Below are 19,766 nucleotides of genomic sequence, written 5' to 3'. Positions count from 1 at the left end.
CCCTATCCGGCGCGGGCGTAGGATATTTGAGAGGAGCTGTCCTTAGTACGAGAGGACCGGGATGGACGAACCTCTGGTGTATCGGTTGTCTTACCAAAGGCATGGCCGAGTAGCCAAGTTTGGAAGGGATAAACGCTGAAGGCATCTAAGCGTGAAGCCCCCCTCAAGATAAGATATCCCTGCCGAAAGGCAATAAGACCCCTTGCAGACTACGAGGTAGATAGGTCAGAGGTGGAAGTGTGGCAACACATGGAGCTGACTGATACTAATAGGTCGAAGGCTTAATCAAAAAGTTTGGATGAATACAGTGTGTAGTTTTGAAGGTATGAAAATATCTTTAAAGGATTTATAAGAAGCAGAGAAGTTTTCCTCGATAGCTCAATGGTAGAGCACACGGCTGTTAACCGTGGGGTTGTTGGTTCGAGCCCAACTCGGGGAGTTATGGCTCCATGGTCAAGCGGTTAAGACACCGCCCTTTCACGGCGGTAACAGGGGTTCAAATCCCCTTGGAGTCATTAATACATAAATATATTTATGTATTTGGACCTTTAGCTCAGCTGGTTAGAGCAATCGGCTCATAACCGATCGGTCCTGGGTTCGAGTCCCCGAAGGTCCACTATGTTATTTTCAGAGGGAGATATACCAGACTGATTATAATATAATAAGTATTATAGTTACAATTGAATATGCCGACGTGGCTCAATTGGCAGAGCAGCTGACTTGTAATCAGCAGGTTATCGGTTCAAGTCCGATCGTCGGCTTTAAGGCCTAGTGGCTCAGTTGGTTAGAGCGCCGCCCTGTCACGGCGGAGGTCGAGGGTTCGAGTCCCTTCTGGGTCGTTTTACAACTAAATTTTGTCATCAATGAAATGTGGGATCTTAGCTCAGCTGGGAGAGCATCTGCCTTACAAGCAGAGGGTCACAGGTTCGAGCCCTGTAGGTCCCATTGATGCCGGCGTGGCGGAACTGGCAGACGCACAGGACTTAAAATCCTGCGGGACTAATCTCCCGTACCGGTTCGATTCCGGTCGCCGGCATTAAAATTATATGTGTGTGTAGCTCAGCTGGATAGAGCACTTGGCTACGGACCAAGGTGTCGGGAGTTCGAATCTTCTCACGCACGTTAAAGCCCAAATAAAAATTGGGCTTTATTTTTTTACATAAAAGTATTTTACCTGTTTTTATATTTATGATAGAATAGAATCATTAGTAGAATTATTTATATGAATAAAAGGAGATGCTAATGAATAAAGAAGAGTTTCTGAAACAATTAAGAGAAACATTGCAGGATGAAATGCCAAGTCATATTGTAGATGGGCATATAAAATATTATAGTGATTATATTGAATCTTGCAAAATGAAGCAAGAATCAGAAGAAAATATAGTGAATCAAATAGGAGACCCCAGGCTGATAGCAAAAACAATTATCGATACTTATAAGATGTCAGGGAGATATAAATATGGCGGATGGAAGCAGAATAGAAATAATGCCTATGAAGAGGTAAAATACGAAGAGTATGAAGGTGAAGAGGGTACAGGAAGAAGCAGTAAACCTAGAGCCAAGGGAGGAAGCGAAATAAATAAGAATAGATTTTTTGAGCGAATGAGAAGAATTATTACGTATGTTGCTTTTATTTTAGTATTAGTAATTGTGATTAAATTTGCTGTTCAATTACTATTTTCGGTTATCCTGCCTATTATATTAATTTATCTGCTTATAAAGGTATTTTTAGGCGTATGGAAGCGCAGATAGAAACGGAGTATGTATAGGGTGTGAAACTAGAAACTTTGCAGGCTAATGTTATGCTTGCAGGGTTTTTTTGATATTCATTCTGTTTTCAATTTGGGCATTTAAGATGGGCTAATAATGGACAATGGGGACATTACAATTAGAGTTCAGAGTTGCAAAAAAGATTGGTTTAATTTTCTACAAAGTAATGATTGCGCTTATAAAGATTCTAATAAAGTAGTGGCATATTATAATGATAATGTAATTAGTGGAGTAATCCTTAAAAGTATTAGGTAAATATCAAAGAATATATTTTTACAAATGAAACACCGCCAAGGGGGAGCCATGGCGGTGTTTCGATGAGGGGAGTATAAATAATTAATAAGGGGTTATATAGTGTGCGAATCAGAGTTCATTTAAGGGGTGAACTCTTAACACAAACTCATTATAGTACATTTACATTTAAAAATCAACTGGAAAAAGATTGATTTCAACATTTTTCTTAATTTTCAGAAATGTGAATAAAAAAAAATAAAAAGCAGATAATAATTTTGTAATTTAAATATATTATAGGAGGCAATATTATGGCTAAAAATTATAGTAATAATAGCACACAGGATACTAACAGGAGTAATAATGCATATCAGGATTGTTCTTCACAGAATAATTACAGCAATGCAAACAGCTATAGTGGAACAAGCAGCACAAGTAATGCAAATAATGCAAGTAACACAGGTAATACAAGTAACGCAAGAAATGCTTCAAAAAACAGCTCTAAAAATACAACATCCAGCACATCAAAAAATTCAACAGGTGGTACAACCTCAAATTATTCAAATAGTACAAACAACACTTCAGACAAATATTAATTCTAATCGCTCTGATTTTGAAATGTTCTTGAGTTAATCATTTATAACTAGAAAATAACCTGAGATTAAATATTCTCAGGTTATTTTTTGTATTCTTACACAAAATTCTATTTTTCGAATATATTATAATAGGATTGGTGGTGATAGCATGAATGTTACGTCGATTCCTGCAAAAGATATATTCCAATATATAGGAAGAGCGGATTGTAAGATAATTGATTTAAGGAATAAAGAAGATTACTTGCGTGGGCATATCCCATCTGCTATAAATATCCCATTTGAAGCATTTGAAAATAATCAGATTTGTTTGGTAGCAGGCTATTATTATATTGTATATTGCGAGCGTGGAGGGCTCAGCCTACAGCTTGCAAGGGTATTAACAAGGCAAGGCTACAAAATAATTAATGTCTACGGAGGTTTTCATGCTTACAGAGGAAAAATATCCGTTGACGGATAATAAAAAGTTAGCCATAATATAGATATTAGGAAAAAGGAGAACAAAAGAATGAGTAAGTTTGAATATGTGGCACCCTGTCATTTTGGAATAGAAGCAGTGCTAAAGAGGGAAATACAAGATTTAGGCTATGAGATTGTAGAAGTAGAAGATGGTAAGATTACATTTTCTGGAGAATCAGAAGCAATTGCAAGAGCAAATATTTTTTTAAGAACAGCTGAGAGAATCCTGCTTAAAGTAGGAAAATTTCAGGCAAAGACATTTGATGAATTATTTGAAAATACGAAAGCAATTGAATGGGAAAGATATCTCCCTAAAAACGCCAAGTTCTGGGTTACAAAAGCTACTACAGTAAAGAGTGATTTAAAAAGTACACCAGATATTCAGTCTATAATGAAAAAAGCCATTGTTGATAGAATGAAAGTGGCTTATAAAACAGAGTCTTTAGATGAGACAGGTGCAGAATATCCGATTCGGGTTACTCTTTTAAAGGATGAGGTTGTGGTTGGATTAGATACGACAGGTTTGGGTCTTCATAAAAGAGGGTATCGAAAGGCTACTGCAAAGGCACCGATAAAGGAAACTTTGGCAGCAGCACTCATTCTAATTTCTCCATGGAATAAAGACAGACCACTGGTTGATCCTTTTTGTGGAAGTGGAACCATTCCGATAGAAGCAGCTATGATTGGTGCAAAAATTGCGCCAGGAATGAATCGTTCTTTTATAGCAGAGAGTTGGACTAATATTGTACCTAAAAAAGAATGGTATAGTGCAATAGAAGAAGCATATGCAAGGATAAACAGAGATGTTATTATGAATATTCAGGGATACGATATCAGTGATGATATGGTAAAGGCGGCAAGAGAAAATGCACAGCGTGCAGAGGTAGATCAACTAATTCACTTTCAGCAAAGGGCAGTTAAAGACCTGAAACATCCTAAGAAATATGGGTTTATTATTACAAATCCACCATATGGAGAAAGGCTTTCTGAAAAAGAGTATATGCCAGAGTTATATGGTGAAATTGGTGAAGTGCTGAAAAATATGGAGACGTGGTCTTGTTTTATAATTTCTGGTTATGAAGATGCTCAAAAATATATTGGGAAGAAAGCTACCAAAAACAGAAAAATTTATAATGGAATGATGAAAACGTATTTTTATCAGTTTATGGGACCAAAACCTCCAAGGGCACGCGAATAAATAAAATGTTTGCAGTATTGTATGATTAACCAATTCTGCAATGCTGCAAAATTGCAATAAATACGAAGGAGCTAAGGCTGAATGGAGCAGAAACTAATAAATAGACTGCTAGCATATCTTGGAATCATATTATGTTGGGTAGTGTTTTTTTCCTTTTTCAGTACAAACCGTCAAAATAAATGTATAGTTTCTAATGCAGCAGGTTATGAAATGAAGCTTCAGTCTCTTTATGAAGAGGAACAGATTTTATTAGAATCCAATGAAAGAAATATATTGGGGTCAAATAAAATTGTAGTGGTGGATGCTGGACATGGGGGGATGGACTCTGGGACATGTTCTAAGGATGAAAAGTATTTGGAAAAGAATATTAATTTAAAAATTGTAGGGTATATGAAAGAACTGCTGGATGAATGTGGGATAAAAGTTTATTATACCAGGTTGACAGATAAAAAAATGGAACCAGAGGAGAGAGTTGAATTTATTAATAATGTTAAGGCTGATTTAGTTGTTAGTATACATTGTAACTATGGGAAAAATAAAGATGCCAATGGAGTAGAGGTGTTGTATTCCAGCAATGAGGAAAGAAAACAGGAGTTGACATCAAAAGAGTTTTCAGATATTTTGAAGAAAGAGATTTTAAGTATAACCCATCAGAATGACAGAGGTTTGTTAGCAGGTGATAATATTTACATAATAAGTCGCTCAAAGGTACCAATTGCATTAGTTGAAGTTGGTTTTATGTCAAATAGGGAGGAACTGAAGTTTTTGTTGGATGAAGGAAACCAACAGAAAATAGCAATGGGTTTATTCAACGGAATTATAAGAACATTAGAAGAGAGGTAGTTTTTATGAAACGTATTGTTTTTGCAACGGGAAATGAAGGGAAAATGAAAGAAGTTCGTATGATTATGGAGGATTTAGGAATTGAGATAAAATCGCTAAAGGAAGCAGGCATTGATGTGGATATTGTTGAGGACGGAACAACCTTTGAAGAAAATGCAATCATAAAAGCAAAAGCAATTTCTGAAATGCTAAATGAAGTTGTTCTTGCAGATGATTCAGGGCTGGAAGTAGATTATTTAGATAAGGCACCAGGAATTTATTCAGCACGTTTTTTAGGAGAGGATACACCGTATAGTGTGAAAAATCAGTATATTATTGACCAGTTGGAAAAGGCAGAAGGGGATGAAAGAAGTGCAAGATTTGTATGTGCCATTGCCTGCGTTTGTCCATCAGGTGAAATATTTACCACCCGCGGAACCATAGAGGGGATGATTGGTTATGAAGAAAAGGGACAAAACGGTTTTGGGTATGACCCAATTTTCTACCTTCCGGAATTTGGATGCACAACAGCGGAGTTTACACCTGAAAAGAAAAATGAAATTAGTCACCGAGGAAGGGCTTTAAGTAGCATGAAAAGTGTGATAAGAGAGAAAATATTAGGATAATGGATTCAGTCAAGGTGGATGAATAGAAAGAGGAAATTATGAAAATACTTGTAATTAGTGACTCACATGGCAAAAATGCAAATTTAGCAAAAGTTCTGGATAAGGTAGGAACTATTGATATGTTTATTCATTTAGGCGACCTGGAAGGCAGTGAAGACTTTATAGATGCATTTGTAGAAGGCAGGAAAGAAATAATTTCTGGAAACAATGATTTTTTTACGGATATTCCTCAGGAAAGATTAATGACAATTGGAAAATATACGGTATTTCTTACTCATGGACACCGCTATGGTGTGCATTTTGACCTGACTACATTGAAAGAGGCAGCTAGAAGCAGAAATGCAGATATTGTTATGTTTGGTCATACACATATACCTGTAATTGATCAATCTTCTGATATCATTGCAGTTAACCCAGGAAGTATATCCTTACCAAGGCAGCCAGGGCGTCAGCCGAGCTATATTATAATGGAACTGGATCGATTTGGTGAGATGCATTTTAGCATCAATTATCTGTGACTTCGACAATTTTTTGTTTTTTAAAAAAAATATTAAAAAGGTGTTGACATTTCTATTTTCATATACTATAATATGTCTTGCGTCGCAGCGATGACGGCGAAAAACAAACATCAAACGGGGTGTGGCTCAGCTTGGCTAGAGCGCTTGATTTGGGATCAAGAGGTCGCAGGTTCGAATCCTGTCACCCCGATTTGTATCAAAGTTTGTTTGAATAAATGATTTTGCGGGTGTAGTTCAATGGTAGAACACTAGCCTTCCAAGCTAGATACGTGGGTTCGATTCCCATCACCCGCTTGCATTTTCTGAAAAATCTTTGGAGAATGTGGATGTGCTAGTAGCTCAGCTGGATAGAGCATCGGCCTTCTAAGCCGGTTGTCGGGGGTTCGAATCCCTTCTGGCACGTTTCATCTACAAAATATTATATTGTTAGTATCATAGGTGGAAACTTGTGGTGGGTATAGCGCAGTTGGTTAGCGCGCCAGATTGTGGCTCTGGAGGCCAAGGGTTCGAATCCCTTTATCCACCTTATCTACAAGGTAGTAATACTTTTGTGTAAAGTATTTTATGATGGGCTATCGCCAAGCGGTAAGGCACAGCACTTTGACTGCTGCAGTCGCTGGTTCGAATCCAGCTAGCCCAGTTTGGCCGTAAGGCTGGTAAGGGATATTAGCTCAGTCGGTAGAGCACTTGACTTTTAATCAAGTTGTCCGGGGTTCGAATCCCCGATGTCTCATTTACTTTCTTTAGAAAGTAATGAATGCGGATGTGGCGGAACTGGCAGACGCGCTAGACTTAGGATCTAGTGGGAGACCGTGCAGGTTCAATTCCTGTCATCCGCATTAAACCTTGTAGTACTTGCAGTGTTTTTTTGCACAGAAGAGTTTGTATCGGTATTAGCGGATACAAGATACATAGTAATTACGGGGTGTGGCTCAGCTTGGCTAGAGCGCTTGATTTGGGATCAAGAGGTCGCAGGTTCGAATCCTGTCACCCCGACTTGAAGTTTCTATTAGTAGCAGATGCTATTTAATAGAAACTTTTTTTGCATGTCAAAAATGTATAGATTATTTTATGAAAAATTGTTACAATAGAAAAAGAATGATTTGGGAAAGAGGAATTGACACATGAATGTAATACAACCATATGCATATATACGTAAGGGAGAAATGGATAAATCAAAACTACTAAATATAGAGTATGCAGCCAGACTATGCTATAAGTCAGAGGGCAAAATGACAGATGAACCAAATGAAAAGTTTTTGAGTAATATTATTACAAGACAGCATGAGTCTGTATTAGAACATGAGAAAGTAACAGTTTATTTTGTAGTAGACAGGGGAGTTACACATGAAATTGTAAGACACAGAGTGGGAAGTTACAGTCAGGAATCTACAAGATATTGTAATTATAGTGGGGATAAGTTTGGGAATGAGATAACAGTAATTGAGCCGTTCTATTATATAGAAGATTCGCATAAATATAATAAGTGGAAAGATACTTGTAAAACAATTGAAGAAGCATATATTCAGCTTTTGGAAATTAGTTCTCCTCAGGAGGCCAGAGCAATACTTCCTAATTCTTTGAAAACAGAAATTGCAGTAACATATAATTTTAGAGAATGGAGACATTTTTTTAAGCTTCGCTGCCATGAATCAGCGCATCCACAAATGCAGCAGGTTACAATTCCGCTACTTCTAAAGTTTAAGGAAGTATTTTCACCAATATTTGATAGTATAGAATATAATGAAAAGTTTCCACTGGAGCATTATGGTAGAATACAGCTAATTGATTAGTTTATTATAAAATTAAGAAATGGAGTGATGAAATAATGGCAAAGGTTTGTGTTTTTTTTGCAAATGGTTTTGAGGAAATTGAGGGGCTGACAGTGGTGGACATTTTACGGAGAGCTGAAATTGATACAGAAATGGTTTCGGTGGAGAAAGAACTTTTGGTGACAGGTTCACATAATATACCAGTTCAAATGGATGTTTTATTCGACAATGCAGATATTGATGGTGCAGACATGATAGTGCTTCCTGGTGGGATGCCTGGAACAACAAATCTGTTTCGCCACGAAGGTTTAAGAACAAAGATTAAGAAATTTGTTCGGGAAGATAAGATGTTTGCAGCAATATGCGCAGCCCCTAGTATTTTAGGAGCTAATGGTGTCTTAGAGGGAAAAACAGCTGTTTGTTATCCAGGCTTTGAAGAAAAGCTGCTGGGTGCTGATGTTGTTTTTGAAAAAGTGGTACAAGATGGAAATATAATAACGGCAAGAGGTATGGGAGCTTCTATTGAGTTTGCAGCAAAAATAGTGGAGCAGTTTAAGGGAAAAGAAGCTGCTCAAAAAATACTAGAAGCTATTATCTATTGATGCCTACTTTATTTGCTTACGAAGGCAGAATAATGCGATTATATTTGGAATTACCATGCAGGCATTAATCAGGTCAGTTAGTTCCCAAGCTAAGTCAAGGGACATAATAGCACCTAAATAAATCATAAAAAGATAAATGGTTTGATATTGTTTTTTTCCTTTTTCGCCGAATAGGAAGTAAGTTGCCCGTTCGCCAAAAAAGCACCAGCCAATTAATGTAGCCAATGCAAAAGCAATTAATGAGACCGCTAACAGCGTATCTCCATATGGAAGGCATTGGAAGGCTGCGGTTGTAAGATTTGCATGGCTATAGCCTTGAATGGAAGAAGGATTTTTTAAAATATTAGATACGATAACCAAGCCAGTAATTGCACACATGAAAACAGTATCCCAAAAGGTTGCGGTCATTTGGATAAATGCCTGCCTTTTGGGATTTTTTGTGTCTGCTTCAGAACTGGCAATGGCAGCTGAGCCGAGTCCTGCCTCATTTGTAAATAATCCTCTGGCAATACCATAGCGTGCTGCCAGTTGAAATGAACTTCCAATAAAACCGCCAAAAGCAGCGCTTGAACAAAATGCATTTTTAACAATATACTGGATTGCCAGAATAAGAAAGGAATGATTTATACATAATAGCAGCAAGCAGCAAATAATATAGAATGCCCCCATAATAGGAACAAGTTTACTGCAAATATTCCCGATAGACCGAATACCACCAATAATTACAAAGCCACATAATATGGAGACAGTAATTCCTACAATAGATGGAGATATATTCCATAGGGCAGTAGTTGTCTGTGTAATGGCATTTGATTGTGTAGTACAGCCAACACCAAAAGCCGCACATATGGTACAAAGAGCATAAAAGATTGAAAGTTTTTTTCTCTTCAAGCCGTTTTTGAGTACATACATAGGTCCACCGATATATCCGCCGTCTGGTTGGGGAATACGGTAAAGAAAGCTTAAATAGCATTCTGCATAAGAGGTTGCCATACCTAATATTCCGGTTAGCCAGCACCAGAAAACAGCACCTGGACCACCTAGTGCAATGGCAGTTGAAACACCAACAATATTACCTGTTCCTAAAGTAGCAGCTAAGGTTGTGGACAAAGCTGCAAAGCTGGAGATGCTTTTTTTATTATTTTTAAATTTGTTTTGTAATGCATTGGGATCAGGCATTACAGAAAATTTAATTGCGGATAAAATTTTTTTTTGAGGAAATTTTAAGTGCAATGTAAAGTAAATGTGAGTTCCCAAAAGTACAATAAGCATTGGAAAACTCCAGATAAACTGGTTTAGAGATTTTAGAATAGTCAGCATCTGCAACACCTTGATTTTTATTATTATAGTATATAAATAAAAAAAGAAATTAAGAACCAGAAGACCACAAATTACCAACATAAAAATTTAAATATGTGTAACAATAATAACAAGATAAGCGATGAAAAACACATCTTATACAGGAGACACAATCCGGTTGCAGATATGCATCCGCAATGTGATAAATACAATTATTTATGAAGTAAATAATAGATATGGGTTATTATTTATTAATAGAGAAGTTGTTACCTCGATAAGTGACGTGAAGTAGTTGCTTATCGATACAGCTGAAGATCAGTATGGATTAGTCAGCAGAAACTAAAAACTCACGGAGGTGAATAGAATGTCAAGTAATTACAGTGGCTCAAACAGAATGGAAGTACCTCAAGCGAGAGAGGCTATGGATCGTTTTAAGATGGAAGTTGCTTCAGAAATTGGAGTACCTTTAAAACAAGGTTACAACGGAGACTTAACTAGTGCTCAGAATGGTTCTGTTGGTGGTGAAATGGTTAGACAGATGATTAGAAACCAGGAACAGCAGATGTCAGGTCAGACACCAACTAATCAATAGTGAACTTCTTAAGTAGTAGTATTTTATTAATATAAAAGCATCATCTTGCATTGCGGATATGGGGTTATACTCATAATGCATGCAAGATGATGCTTTTTATGTTATTGCAATCAGAGCGGTATTATGATAAAATATGTTATTGCGTATATATTGAACATACAATATTTTAACAGATGAAAAATCAAAAGTCGGATAATAAAGTTTGAAGGAGAAATTCTATGGGAAAGTATTTTGGTACAGATGGTTTCCGCGGTGAAGCTAATGTTACCCTGAATGTTACGCAAGCATTTAAAGTAGGAAGATTCCTGGGAGATTACTATGGCAAGGATCATAAGGCAAGAATTGTAATCGGAAAAGATACAAGAAGATCAAGTTATATGTTTGAGGATGCTTTATCAGCTGGCTTGACAGCCAGTGGAGCGGATACTTATTTGCTGCATGTGACAACAACACCAAGCGTTTCTTATGTGGTCAGAAGTGAAAATTTTGATTGTGGGATTATGATATCAGCTAGCCACAATCCGTTTTATGATAACGGAATTAAGATAATTAACGGTGAAGGGCATAAATTAGAAGCGGATGTCGAAAGAAAGATTGAGGAATATTTAGATAGTGCAGAAGATACTTTACCATTTGCTTTAAGAGAAAATATTGGTATGACGGTGGATTACTCAATGGGAAGGCATCGTTATATTGCTTTTCTTATATCATTAGCAAAGCGTTCCTTTAAAAATATGAGAGTAGGACTGGATTGTTCTAATGGTTCAGCATCTCAGGTAGCAAAATCTGTTTTTGACGCATTAGGAGCAAAGACGTTTGTCATTCACAATGAACCCAATGGTATTAATATTAATAAGAATTGTGGTTCAACACATATGGAGGATTTGCAGAAATATGTTATTGAAAATGGCCTGGATGTAGGCTTTGCATATGATGGAGATGCAGATCGTTGTTTAGCTGTTGATGAGAAGGGGAATATTATTGATGGAGATAAGATTCTATTTCTTTGCGGAACATATTTGAAAAATCGAGGAGAACTAGAAAATAATACGGTTGTGACCACGATTATGTCAAACATGGGACTCTATAAAGCCTTTGATGAAAAAGGGATTTCTTATGAAAAAACGGCCGTTGGAGATAAATATGTTTATGAAAATATGATGAAGAATGGTCATATTTTAGGTGGTGAACAGTCTGGTCATATTATTTTTAGTAAATATGCAGCAACAGGAGATGGCATTTTAACTTCCTTGATGATTATGGAGGTCATGCTGGAAAAAAAGGAACCTGTATCACATTTGCTAAAGGAAATTATAATTTATCCTCAGCTTCTCCAAAATGTACGAGTAAAAGATAAGAAAGCTGCCAGGGAGGATGCCGCTGTGATTGCAGCTGCAAAACGTGTTGAAGAAGAACTAGGAGACAGCGGCAGATTATTACTTCGTGAAAGTGGAACTGAACCAGTGATAAGAGTTATGGTAGAAGCAGAAAATGATGAATTGTGTAAAAAATATGTTAATATTGTAGTTGATGCATTAAAAGAGCAAGGACATGAAAAACAATAGAGTAGTACGCAGGAATACGGATCATAAAACTATTTACAAAATTAAGATGTTATAATATACTAATGCTTAGATTGAGAATGGGTGAGTGTCTGTTTTCATGCAATATTAAGGAGGAAATTTCAATGAGTCTACAAGTAGAAAAGTTAGAGAAAAACATGGTGAAACTTACAATTGAGGCAAGTGCAGAGGAATTAAGTGCTGCTATAAATACAGCATATTTAAAAAATAGAGGAAAAATTTCTGTGCAGGGTTTTCGTAAAGGGAAAGCTCCTCGTGCGATAATTGAAAAAATGTATGGAGCAGGCGTTTTCTATGAAGACGCAGCAAATGAACTTATCCCAGGTGCATATGAATCAGCAGCAAAAGAGAGTGGATTAGAAATTGTTTCACAGCCTGAAATAGATATTGTTCAGATTGAAAAGGGCCAGCCTTTTATTTTTACAGCATTAGTAGCAGTTAAGCCAGAGGTAACTTTAGGAGAATATAAGGGATTAGAAGTTGAGAAAGCAGAAGTTGACGTAACAGAGGAAGAGTTAACTGCTGAATTAGATAAAGTGAGAGAGCAAAACTCAAGAACAATTTCTGTCGAAGACAGAGCTGTACAGGACGGAGATATAGCAGTAATTGATTTTGAAGGATTTGTAGATGGCGAAGCATTTGAAGGCGGAAGTGCAACTGATTTCTCATTAACAATTGGTTCTCATTCTTTTATTGATACATTTGAGGATCAACTAATTGGAAAAACTACAGGGGAAGAAGTAGAAGTAAATGTTACATTCCCAGAAGATTATCAGGCTGAACAATTAGCAGGAAAGCCTGCATTATTTAAAGTGAAAATTAACGAAATCAAATCCAAAGAACTTCCTGAGTTAGATGATGAATTTGCTCAAGATGTTTCTGAGTTTGACACATTAGATGAGTACAAAGAAGACATTAAGAAAAATATTTTGAACCGCAAAACAGAAGCAGCAAAAAGTGCAAAAGAGGAAGCTGTTGTTGATAAGGTAATTGAAAATGCAACAATGGAAATTCCAGAAGCAATGGTGAAAACCCAAGTAAGAGAAATGGCAGATGATTTTGCAAGAAGAATTCAAAACCAAGGATTGACATTGGAACAGTACTTCCAGTTTACAGGAATGAATCCATCTCAATTTTTGGATCAGATTAAACCACAGGCAATGAAACGTATTCAAAGCAGATTAGTTTTAGAAGCGGTTGTAAAGGCTGAAAATATTACTGTTTCCGATGAAGAAGTAGATAAAGAAATGGAAAATATGGCAGCTATGTATAAAATGGAGCTTGAAAAAGTGAAAGAGCTTATGGATGATCAGCAGAAAGAAATTCTTGTAATGGATTTAGCTGTTCAGAAAGCAGTAGATTTTTTGACAGATGCAGCAGTTGAAAAATAAAAATTGCAAGTGAGGAGGAATTAAAATGAGTTTAGTACCTTATGTCATTGAGCAAACGAGCAGAGGAGAGCGTTCTTACGATATTTATTCCAGACTTTTAAAGGAAAGAATTATTTTTTTAGGAGAGGAAGTATCTGACGTATCAGCAAGTGTAATTGTAGCACAGTTATTATTTCTGGAATCAGAAGATCCAGGAAAAGATATTCATTTATATATCAATAGTCCTGGCGGGTCAGTAACGGCGGGTATGGCAATTTACGATACAATGAACTATATCAAATGTGATGTATCAACTATTTGTATCGGTATGGCTGCAAGTATGGGAGCATTCCTTCTTGCAGGTGGTGCAAAAGGTAAAAGGTTTGCCCTTCCAAATGCAGATATTATGATCCATCAGCCATCAGGTGGTGCAAAGGGTCAGGCTACAGATATTAAAATAGTTGCAGACAAAATCTTGAAAACAAAAAGAAAATTAAATGAGATTTTAGCTGCAAATACAGGGAAACCTCTTGAAGTTATTGAAGTTGATACAGACAGAGATAACTATATGACTGCCCAGGAAGCAGTGGAATATGGAATTGTAGATAGTATTATTACGAATCGTAGTTAAGTGATCCGATTAAGCTAATGTATAAAGGAGTTATATATTCATGGCAAATAGAACTGACGACAGGAAGCAATTAAGATGTTCTTTCTGTAATAAAACACAGGATCAAGTTAGGAAGCTGATTGCAGGGCCAAATGTGTATATCTGTGATGAGTGTATTGAATTGTGTTCGGAGATTATTGAGGAAGAATTTGAAAGTGCTGAAACGGAAAGTGATATTAACTTGTTGAAACCACAGGAAATCAAGGATTTTCTAGATCAATATGTAATTGGTCAGGACGAAGCAAAGAAGGTTTTGTCGGTTTCAGTTTATAATCACTATAAACGTGTTTTGGCAGGAAAGAATTTAGATGTCGAGTTACAAAAGAGTAATATTATCATGGTAGGACCGACTGGTTCTGGTAAAACCTATTTGGCACAAACCTTAGCAAAATTACTTAATGTTCCATTTGCTATTGCTGATGCAACTGCACTAACTGAGGCTGGTTATGTAGGTGAAGATGTAGAAAATATTTTATTAAAGATTATTCAAGCCGCAGATTATGATGTTGAACGTGCCGAATATGGTATTATTTATATTGATGAAATAGATAAAATTACGAGAAAATCTGAAAATACGTCTATTACAAGAGATGTATCCGGTGAAGGGGTGCAACAGGCATTATTGAAGATTCTTGAGGGAACGGTTGCTAATGTTCCACCACAAGGTGGCAGAAAGCATCCTCATCAGGAATTTATTCAAATTGATACTACTAATATATTATTTATTTGTGGTGGTGCATTTGATGGACTGGAAAAGATTATTGAAGCCAGAATTGGTAAAAAATCAATTGGATTCAATGCTGAGTTAGGTCATCAGCATCAGGAAAATGTGGGTGAAATGTTTAAGCAGGTTCTTCCACAGGATTTTGTGAAATTTGGGTTGATACCTGAGTTTGTTGGCCGTGTTCCGGTAAGTGTTGGTTTAGATTTATTAGATGAAGAAGCTCTATATAGAATTTTAACAGAACCAAAAAACGCAATTGTGAAGCAGTACCAAAAGCTGTTTGAGTTAGATGGAGTTGCCTTGGAATTTGAGAATGAAGCAATTCGTGAAATTGCAAAACACTCTTTTGAACGTAAGACAGGAGCCAGAGGATTGAGAGCAATTATGGAATCGGTTATGATGGATTCTATGTTCAAAATACCATCGAATGAGAGTGTTGCAAGGTGCATTATTACAAAGGCATCAGTAGATGGTAAGGAAGAACCAAAGCTTGTTTTGTCTGAAGATGAAGTCGTTAAGAAAGCGATTGGGAAGAAATCAACAAAAAGACGAAACGGTGATGAGATAGCATAGTACAGCCATGAGGCTGGTAGAAAATCCCTGTTCTAACGTAAGTTTTATTATAAGTTAGAGGAGGGATTTTGTATTTTATCGTATGGGATAGGTAAGTTTAGAAAAGAGGATAATAAATGGAAAATTTCAAAAGAAACATACCAGTGGTGGCATTGCGAAATTTGACAGTTCTTCCAGGTATGATGATTCATTTGGATATTAATAGGGACATTACCATAAAAGCAGTAGAAGCGGCAATGCTGGGGGATCAAATGGTTTTTGCTGTGACTCAGAAGGATGAAGATATTGAATTACCTAAGAAAGATGAATTAGAAGAGATGGGAACTATTTCGCTGGTTAAGCAGGTAATTCGGCTGTCTGATGGTGTACTGAGAGTAATGGTTGTAGGTGTAGAAAGAGCCCAGTTATTAGAATATATTGAAGACGTAGAATATATTAATGGTCAGGTTCAATGCTTACAGGATGACAGTTTAGATGTTTTGTCAGAACTTGAAAAAAAAGCGATGATGGCTCATTTAAAGGAGTTATTCCAGCTTTATTGTATTGAAACAAATAAATCTGAAACGAAAATCTTAAAGAAAATAACGGAGATACAAAACCTGACCAAGTTAGTTGACGAGGTTGCCATTAATATATTGATGGATTATAAGGATCAGCATAAAATTATGAATTTAATTTATGCTGCGGATCGATTTGAGTTTATTTGTATTTTAATTACGGAGGAAATTGAGCTATTTAAATACCGTAAGGAGATTCAAAGCAAGGTAAAGGAAAAGGTTGATAAGAATCAAAAGGAGTATTTACTGCGTGAGCAATTGAAGGTAATAAGGGAAGAGCTTGGAGAAACCAATACGCTAAGTGAGGCAGAAGAGTATTTGGAGCGTGCTAAGAAGCTAAAGGCATCAGATGAAGTGAAGGATAAAATCAAGCAGGAAATCAACCGATTTAAGTCGATAGCATCTAGTTCAGCAGAAAGTGCAGTATCCCGGGGATATATCGAGACATTACTGGATCTGCCATGGGATAAATCCAAAAGAGACAGTAATGATTTAAAGAATGCAAAAAAAATTATGAATTCAGAGCATTATGGGTTGACTAAGGTTAAGGACAGAATTTTAGATTTTCTTGCAGTACGTTCTTTAACAGGAAAGGGTGACAGTCCTATTATTTGTCTAGTGGGACCTCCTGGAACTGGAAAAACCTCTATTGCAAAGTCCGTTGCTAACGCACTGAATAAGGAATACACTAGAATAAGTCTGGGTGGAGTTCGTGATGAAGCAGAGATACGTGGACATAGAAAAACGTATGTAGGTGCCATGCCTGGAAGAATTGTAACAGCACTAAAGTCAGCTGGGGTAAAAAATCCATTAATGCTGTTAGATGAAATAGATAAGGTAAGTTCCGACTATAAAGGGGATACCTCATCTGCCTTGCTGGAAGTGCTGGATGGCGAGCAAAATAGCAAATTTGTGGATCATTATGTAGAGGTACCAGTTGATTTATCAGAGGTTTTGTTTTTTGCAACTGCCAATTCAGTTGAAACAATACCAAAGCCTTTATTGGATCGTATGGAAGTAATTCAGGTATCCAGCTATACAGAGAATGAGAAGCTGCATATTGCAAAAGAACATCTTGTGCCAAAACAAATTAAACGAAATGGCTTGAGCAGAAAGCAAATGAGTATTTCGTCTAAAGCATTGGAACAAATTATTTTGGGTTATACAAAAGAAGCTGGTGTACGTAATCTGGAACGAAGAATCGGAGAAATATGCAGAAAGGCTGCCAGAGAGATTATTGAAGAAGATAAAAAGCAGATTCGAATTAATGAGAATAACCTGAACAAATATTTGGGAAATGTAAAGTATACGGTTGATTTTGCTAATGAAGTGGATGAAGTAGGTATTGCCCGAGGCCTGGCATGGACTAGTGTAGGTGGTGATACACTGCAAATAGAAGTGAACATAATGCCTGGTAAGGGGAAAATGGAGTTGACGGGACAGCTGGGGGATGTAATGAAGGAGTCTGCAAAAGCAGGTATTAGTTACATTCGCTCTGTCAGTGATCGCTTTAGCATTCAGCCAGAGTTTTTTGAAAAGCATGACATGCATGTTCATATACCAGAGGGTGCTGTACCAAAGGATGGACCTTCTGCTGGAATTACTATGGCAACTGCCATGTTGTCTGCAATTACCAATGCAAAGGTAAAAGCAGATGTTGCAATGACAGGAGAGATTACTTTAAGGGGCCGGGTGCTCCCTATTGGAGGCTTAAAAGAAAAAATACTAGCTGCTAAGGCTGCAAAAATTAATACGGTTTTGGTGCCAGCTAAGAACAAGAAGGATGTTGAAGAATTAGAAGAGGAAATTTTGGAGAACATACAGATAAAATACGTGGAAACTATGGATCAGGTGATTTCCTCTGTAATGATTCAATAGCTATAAGGAGATGTCATCAAAATGCATATAAAAAATGTGAATTTGGAAACAGTAATCGGAATTACAAGTGATTTGCCTAAAAATGATAAGATGGAAGTGGCTTTTGCAGGGAAATCTAATGTGGGAAAGTCATCTTTGATTAACGCATTAATGAACCGAAAGTCTTATGCAAGAACGTCCCAACAGCCTGGGAAAACACAGACAATCAATTTCTACAATATTAATAGTGAATTGTACTTTGTGGACTTGCCAGGGTATGGATATGCCAAGGTTTCTTTGGAAACGAAGCAAAAATGGGGAAAGATGATTGACCGGTACTTAATGAAATCAGAAATGCTGCGGTTGATTTTTTTGTTGGTAGATATCAGGCATGAACCATCTGAAAATGATAAAAATATGTATGACTGGGCAGTGCGGTATGGATTTAATCCGATTATCATTGCCACAAAGTCAGATAAAATCAGCAGGTCTCAAAGGCAGAAACAAATGGCAGTGATAAGAAAAAAATTAAATGTAATAGAAGGAACACCAATCATTCCTTTTTCAGCGCTGAGTAAAGACGGAAGGGATGAAATATATGAATATATTCAAGCTTCCTTAGAGGCCTTTTCGGAGGAAAGCATTCATGGCAATGAAAATTAGAACTTATAAAAATCCTGTTTTATCCTTTCGTGGAAAACAGGATTTTTATATATTAATTTTTAAGAGTTGCGTAAAAATATAATTGAAAAACATTCCAAATAAATATACAATGTAAGTAACAAGACCAATTGATTGAAAGAGGGAAAGGAATAGTGATTTCATATGGGGAAAGTTACGATTGGTGGTAAGGTTGGAAAAGTAAATACGAAAGATGACAAAGATAAAACATTAGCAAAAATGGGGTTAATGAATAAAAGAACTAATAATGAGAAAAAGAGTACTAAGTTTACAAAGGGATATATGGTAACACCTAAAAATAGTACATTAGATCAAAGAGTTAAGAGGACACCAGCAAAACTAAGCGATAACGGAGTTTGGACGGGAGAAAGAGGAGATTCTACGTTTGTTTCAGAGATCCAAGGGTAAAAAAATTACTAGAGGAAAAAGGGGTAAATGGAATAGAGTATAAAAATGGAATGCCTGATTTTTCACAATTTACAGTTGGTGAGGTTGAGATTGATAATATGACAAGCAGCAGGTCTTCTAATTTTTATCAGGCGGATGAGAAATTAGCTCAGCAATGGACGGATGAAAAAAAAGATGGAAAAGATTGGACAAAAGATGACATAGAACAATGGAGACAGGATAATAAGTATATCTGGCATGAACTGAATGATACAAAAACTATGCAATTAGTACCTAGTATTATCAATACACCAATATTTATGCATTTGGGTGGAGTTGGGGAATGTAATATAAAAAGGAAAGGATGATTTTATGAACGATAAAGTTTTTGGTGAATTAGCATTTCAGTATGGCTGGAGACGAAAAGAAGTATTTAACATATGGGGAAGTGAAAGTGAAGTGACACTAGTGGTTTCAGGAAGCGAAGGTAAAGAAATTCTTGAAACGCAAAGAGATGCTTATAAGAATTATTTAGCGAATAAAGATAAAATAGTGCAAGAAATTGAAAAAGCTATTTATGAATTTTATTTATCAGTTGTGGATGAGTATAGAGATATGCTGGAGGATGAAGCCGACGAACTGGCACCTTATGTAGAAAGCTCTCTTGATATGAAACCATTGGTAACTCCAATTGAAATTGTAATTCTTAAAATGAAAGATACTCAGGAAATAGGATTTATTTTTGAATGTACCTGGGATATTGATGCCGGTTTGGCAGTAAGAATAGAAGATGGAGAGATTGTTGAGGTGGGAGATCAAACAATAGCATTATAAAGAATTTTGTTTATGTTAGTTGTATTACCTTCTGTCATTATGTATATT

At 36.5% G+C, this 19,766-nt stretch carries 20 protein-coding genes, 16 tRNA genes and 1 rRNA gene; 36 read left to right on the top strand and 1 reads right to left on the bottom strand.

The features are described 5' to 3' along the window. The 26 genes from BM305_RS10770 to BM305_RS10645 all read left to right on the top strand — a co-directional run. A 23S ribosomal RNA gene (locus tag BM305_RS10770) occupies positions 1–289 on the top strand; the annotation flags it as partial. A 78-nt stretch (positions 290–367) separates the two neighbouring features. Further along, positions 368–439 (top strand) — tRNA-Asn (locus BM305_RS10765). A 4-nt stretch (positions 440–443) separates the two neighbouring features. Beyond that, positions 444–515, top strand: a tRNA-Glu gene (locus tag BM305_RS10760). A 27-nt stretch (positions 516–542) separates the two neighbouring features. After that, positions 543–616: transfer RNA gene (locus tag BM305_RS10755), tRNA-Ile, on the top strand. A 72-nt stretch (positions 617–688) separates the two neighbouring features. Continuing rightward, positions 689–761 (top strand) — tRNA-Thr (locus BM305_RS10750). A gap of 4 nt (positions 762–765) precedes the next feature. After that, positions 766–839: transfer RNA gene (locus tag BM305_RS10745), tRNA-Asp, on the top strand. A 33-nt stretch (positions 840–872) separates the two neighbouring features. Next, positions 873–945, top strand: a tRNA-Val gene (locus BM305_RS10740). Positions 946–950: 5 nt separating this feature from the next. Then, a tRNA-Leu gene (locus BM305_RS10735) sits at positions 951–1,036 on the top strand. Positions 1,037–1,048: 12 nt separating this feature from the next. Next, a tRNA-Arg gene (locus tag BM305_RS10730) sits at positions 1,049–1,122 on the top strand. A 120-nt stretch (positions 1,123–1,242) separates the two neighbouring features. Beyond that, positions 1,243–1,752, top strand: coding sequence for a DUF1700 domain-containing protein (locus BM305_RS10725; RefSeq protein ID WP_177214683.1), 510 nt, complete (start codon positions 1,243–1,245; stop codon positions 1,750–1,752). Between the two features lie 560 nt (positions 1,753–2,312). After that, on the top strand, positions 2,313–2,597 hold the full coding sequence (locus tag BM305_RS10720) for a hypothetical protein (protein WP_092560695.1): 285 nt from the start codon (positions 2,313–2,315) through the stop codon (positions 2,595–2,597). A 148-nt stretch (positions 2,598–2,745) separates the two neighbouring features. Further along, positions 2,746–3,054 carry a rhodanese-like domain-containing protein gene (locus BM305_RS10715; RefSeq protein ID WP_092560694.1) on the top strand — a complete coding sequence of 103 codons (309 nt, stop codon included), beginning with the start codon at positions 2,746–2,748 and terminating at the stop codon, positions 3,052–3,054. A gap of 48 nt (positions 3,055–3,102) precedes the next feature. Further along, positions 3,103–4,251, top strand: coding sequence for a THUMP domain-containing class I SAM-dependent RNA methyltransferase (locus BM305_RS10710; protein WP_092560693.1), 1,149 nt, complete (start codon positions 3,103–3,105; stop codon positions 4,249–4,251). A gap of 81 nt (positions 4,252–4,332) precedes the next feature. After that, a complete protein-coding gene (locus BM305_RS10705) occupies positions 4,333–5,094 on the top strand; it encodes an N-acetylmuramoyl-L-alanine amidase family protein (protein ID WP_092560692.1) in 762 nt (253 codons plus the stop codon). Positions 5,095–5,099: 5 nt separating this feature from the next. Continuing rightward, positions 5,100–5,699: an XTP/dITP diphosphatase gene (locus BM305_RS10700; RefSeq protein ID WP_092560691.1), complete on the top strand. Its 600-nt coding sequence runs from the start codon at positions 5,100–5,102 to the stop codon at positions 5,697–5,699. Between the two features lie 38 nt (positions 5,700–5,737). Then, entirely contained in the window at positions 5,738–6,217 is a 480-nt protein-coding gene (locus BM305_RS10695; RefSeq protein ID WP_092560690.1) for a metallophosphoesterase, read from the top strand. A 115-nt stretch (positions 6,218–6,332) separates the two neighbouring features. Then, a tRNA-Pro gene (locus BM305_RS10690) sits at positions 6,333–6,407 on the top strand. Between the two features lie 33 nt (positions 6,408–6,440). Then, positions 6,441–6,511 (top strand) — tRNA-Gly (locus tag BM305_RS10685). Positions 6,512–6,545: 34 nt separating this feature from the next. Then, positions 6,546–6,619: transfer RNA gene (locus BM305_RS10680), tRNA-Arg, on the top strand. A 49-nt stretch (positions 6,620–6,668) separates the two neighbouring features. Continuing rightward, positions 6,669–6,742 (top strand) — tRNA-His (locus BM305_RS10675). A gap of 43 nt (positions 6,743–6,785) precedes the next feature. Then, positions 6,786–6,857: transfer RNA gene (locus BM305_RS10670), tRNA-Gln, on the top strand. Between the two features lie 20 nt (positions 6,858–6,877). Beyond that, positions 6,878–6,950, top strand: a tRNA-Lys gene (locus BM305_RS10665). A gap of 26 nt (positions 6,951–6,976) precedes the next feature. Continuing rightward, a tRNA-Leu gene (locus BM305_RS10660) sits at positions 6,977–7,056 on the top strand. Between the two features lie 82 nt (positions 7,057–7,138). Further along, positions 7,139–7,213: transfer RNA gene (locus BM305_RS10655), tRNA-Pro, on the top strand. A gap of 128 nt (positions 7,214–7,341) precedes the next feature. Next, positions 7,342–8,010, top strand: a complete 669-nt coding sequence (gene thyX, locus BM305_RS10650) for an FAD-dependent thymidylate synthase (protein WP_092560689.1) — start codon at positions 7,342–7,344, stop codon at positions 8,008–8,010. Between the two features lie 35 nt (positions 8,011–8,045). Next, complete coding sequence (locus BM305_RS10645) at positions 8,046–8,591, top strand: DJ-1 family glyoxalase III (RefSeq protein ID WP_092560688.1); 546 nt, start codon at positions 8,046–8,048, stop codon at positions 8,589–8,591. Between the two features lie 3 nt (positions 8,592–8,594). On the opposite strand, the gene BM305_RS10640 is transcribed toward BM305_RS10645, so the two are convergent. Then, complete coding sequence (locus tag BM305_RS10640) at positions 8,595–9,863, bottom strand: alanine/glycine:cation symporter family protein (RefSeq protein WP_242940513.1); 1,269 nt, start codon at positions 9,861–9,863, stop codon at positions 8,595–8,597. Positions 9,864–10,254: 391 nt separating this feature from the next. Between BM305_RS10640 and BM305_RS10635 the strand changes: the two genes are divergently transcribed. The 10 genes from BM305_RS10635 (at position 10,255) to BM305_RS10590 (ending at position 19,718) form a co-directional block, all read left to right on the top strand. Continuing rightward, positions 10,255–10,482: an alpha/beta-type small acid-soluble spore protein gene (locus BM305_RS10635; protein ID WP_092560686.1), complete on the top strand. Its 228-nt coding sequence runs from the start codon at positions 10,255–10,257 to the stop codon at positions 10,480–10,482. Between the two features lie 218 nt (positions 10,483–10,700). Next, positions 10,701–12,047, top strand: coding sequence for a phosphoglucosamine mutase (glmM, locus tag BM305_RS10630; RefSeq protein WP_092560685.1), 1,347 nt, complete (start codon positions 10,701–10,703; stop codon positions 12,045–12,047). 122 nt (positions 12,048–12,169) lie between these two features. Next, positions 12,170–13,456 (top strand): trigger factor, encoded by a 1,287-nt coding sequence (gene tig / locus BM305_RS10625; RefSeq protein WP_092560684.1) that lies wholly within the window; start codon positions 12,170–12,172, stop codon positions 13,454–13,456. Between the two features lie 25 nt (positions 13,457–13,481). After that, on the top strand, positions 13,482–14,066 hold the full coding sequence (gene clpP, locus BM305_RS10620) for an ATP-dependent Clp endopeptidase proteolytic subunit ClpP (RefSeq protein ID WP_092560683.1): 585 nt from the start codon (positions 13,482–13,484) through the stop codon (positions 14,064–14,066). A gap of 40 nt (positions 14,067–14,106) precedes the next feature. After that, complete coding sequence (gene clpX / locus BM305_RS10615) at positions 14,107–15,402, top strand: ATP-dependent Clp protease ATP-binding subunit ClpX (RefSeq protein WP_092560682.1); 1,296 nt, start codon at positions 14,107–14,109, stop codon at positions 15,400–15,402. Between the two features lie 116 nt (positions 15,403–15,518). Further along, complete coding sequence (lon, locus tag BM305_RS10610) at positions 15,519–17,837, top strand: endopeptidase La (protein WP_092560681.1); 2,319 nt, start codon at positions 15,519–15,521, stop codon at positions 17,835–17,837. A gap of 21 nt (positions 17,838–17,858) precedes the next feature. Then, entirely contained in the window at positions 17,859–18,479 is a 621-nt protein-coding gene (gene yihA / locus BM305_RS10605) for a ribosome biogenesis GTP-binding protein YihA/YsxC (RefSeq protein WP_092560680.1), read from the top strand. Positions 18,480–18,641: 162 nt separating this feature from the next. Beyond that, positions 18,642–18,905 (top strand): hypothetical protein, encoded by a 264-nt coding sequence (locus BM305_RS10600; RefSeq protein ID WP_092560679.1) that lies wholly within the window; start codon positions 18,642–18,644, stop codon positions 18,903–18,905. Continuing rightward, positions 18,854–19,252 carry an HNH endonuclease gene (locus BM305_RS10595; protein ID WP_272481959.1) on the top strand — a complete coding sequence of 133 codons (399 nt, stop codon included), beginning with the start codon at positions 18,854–18,856 and terminating at the stop codon, positions 19,250–19,252. The genes BM305_RS10600 and BM305_RS10595 overlap by 52 nt, the downstream gene beginning before the upstream one ends. Positions 19,253–19,256: 4 nt before the next feature. Then, entirely contained in the window at positions 19,257–19,718 is a 462-nt protein-coding gene (locus BM305_RS10590) for a DUF6985 domain-containing protein (protein WP_092560677.1), read from the top strand. Positions 19,719–19,766 lie beyond the last annotated feature (48 nt).

Source organism: Anaeromicropila populeti, assembly GCF_900112775.1.
Classification (GTDB): domain Bacteria; phylum Bacillota; class Clostridia; order Lachnospirales; family Lachnospiraceae; genus Anaeromicropila_A; species Anaeromicropila_A populeti.
This window is presented reverse-complemented; position numbering and strand designations above follow the sequence as displayed.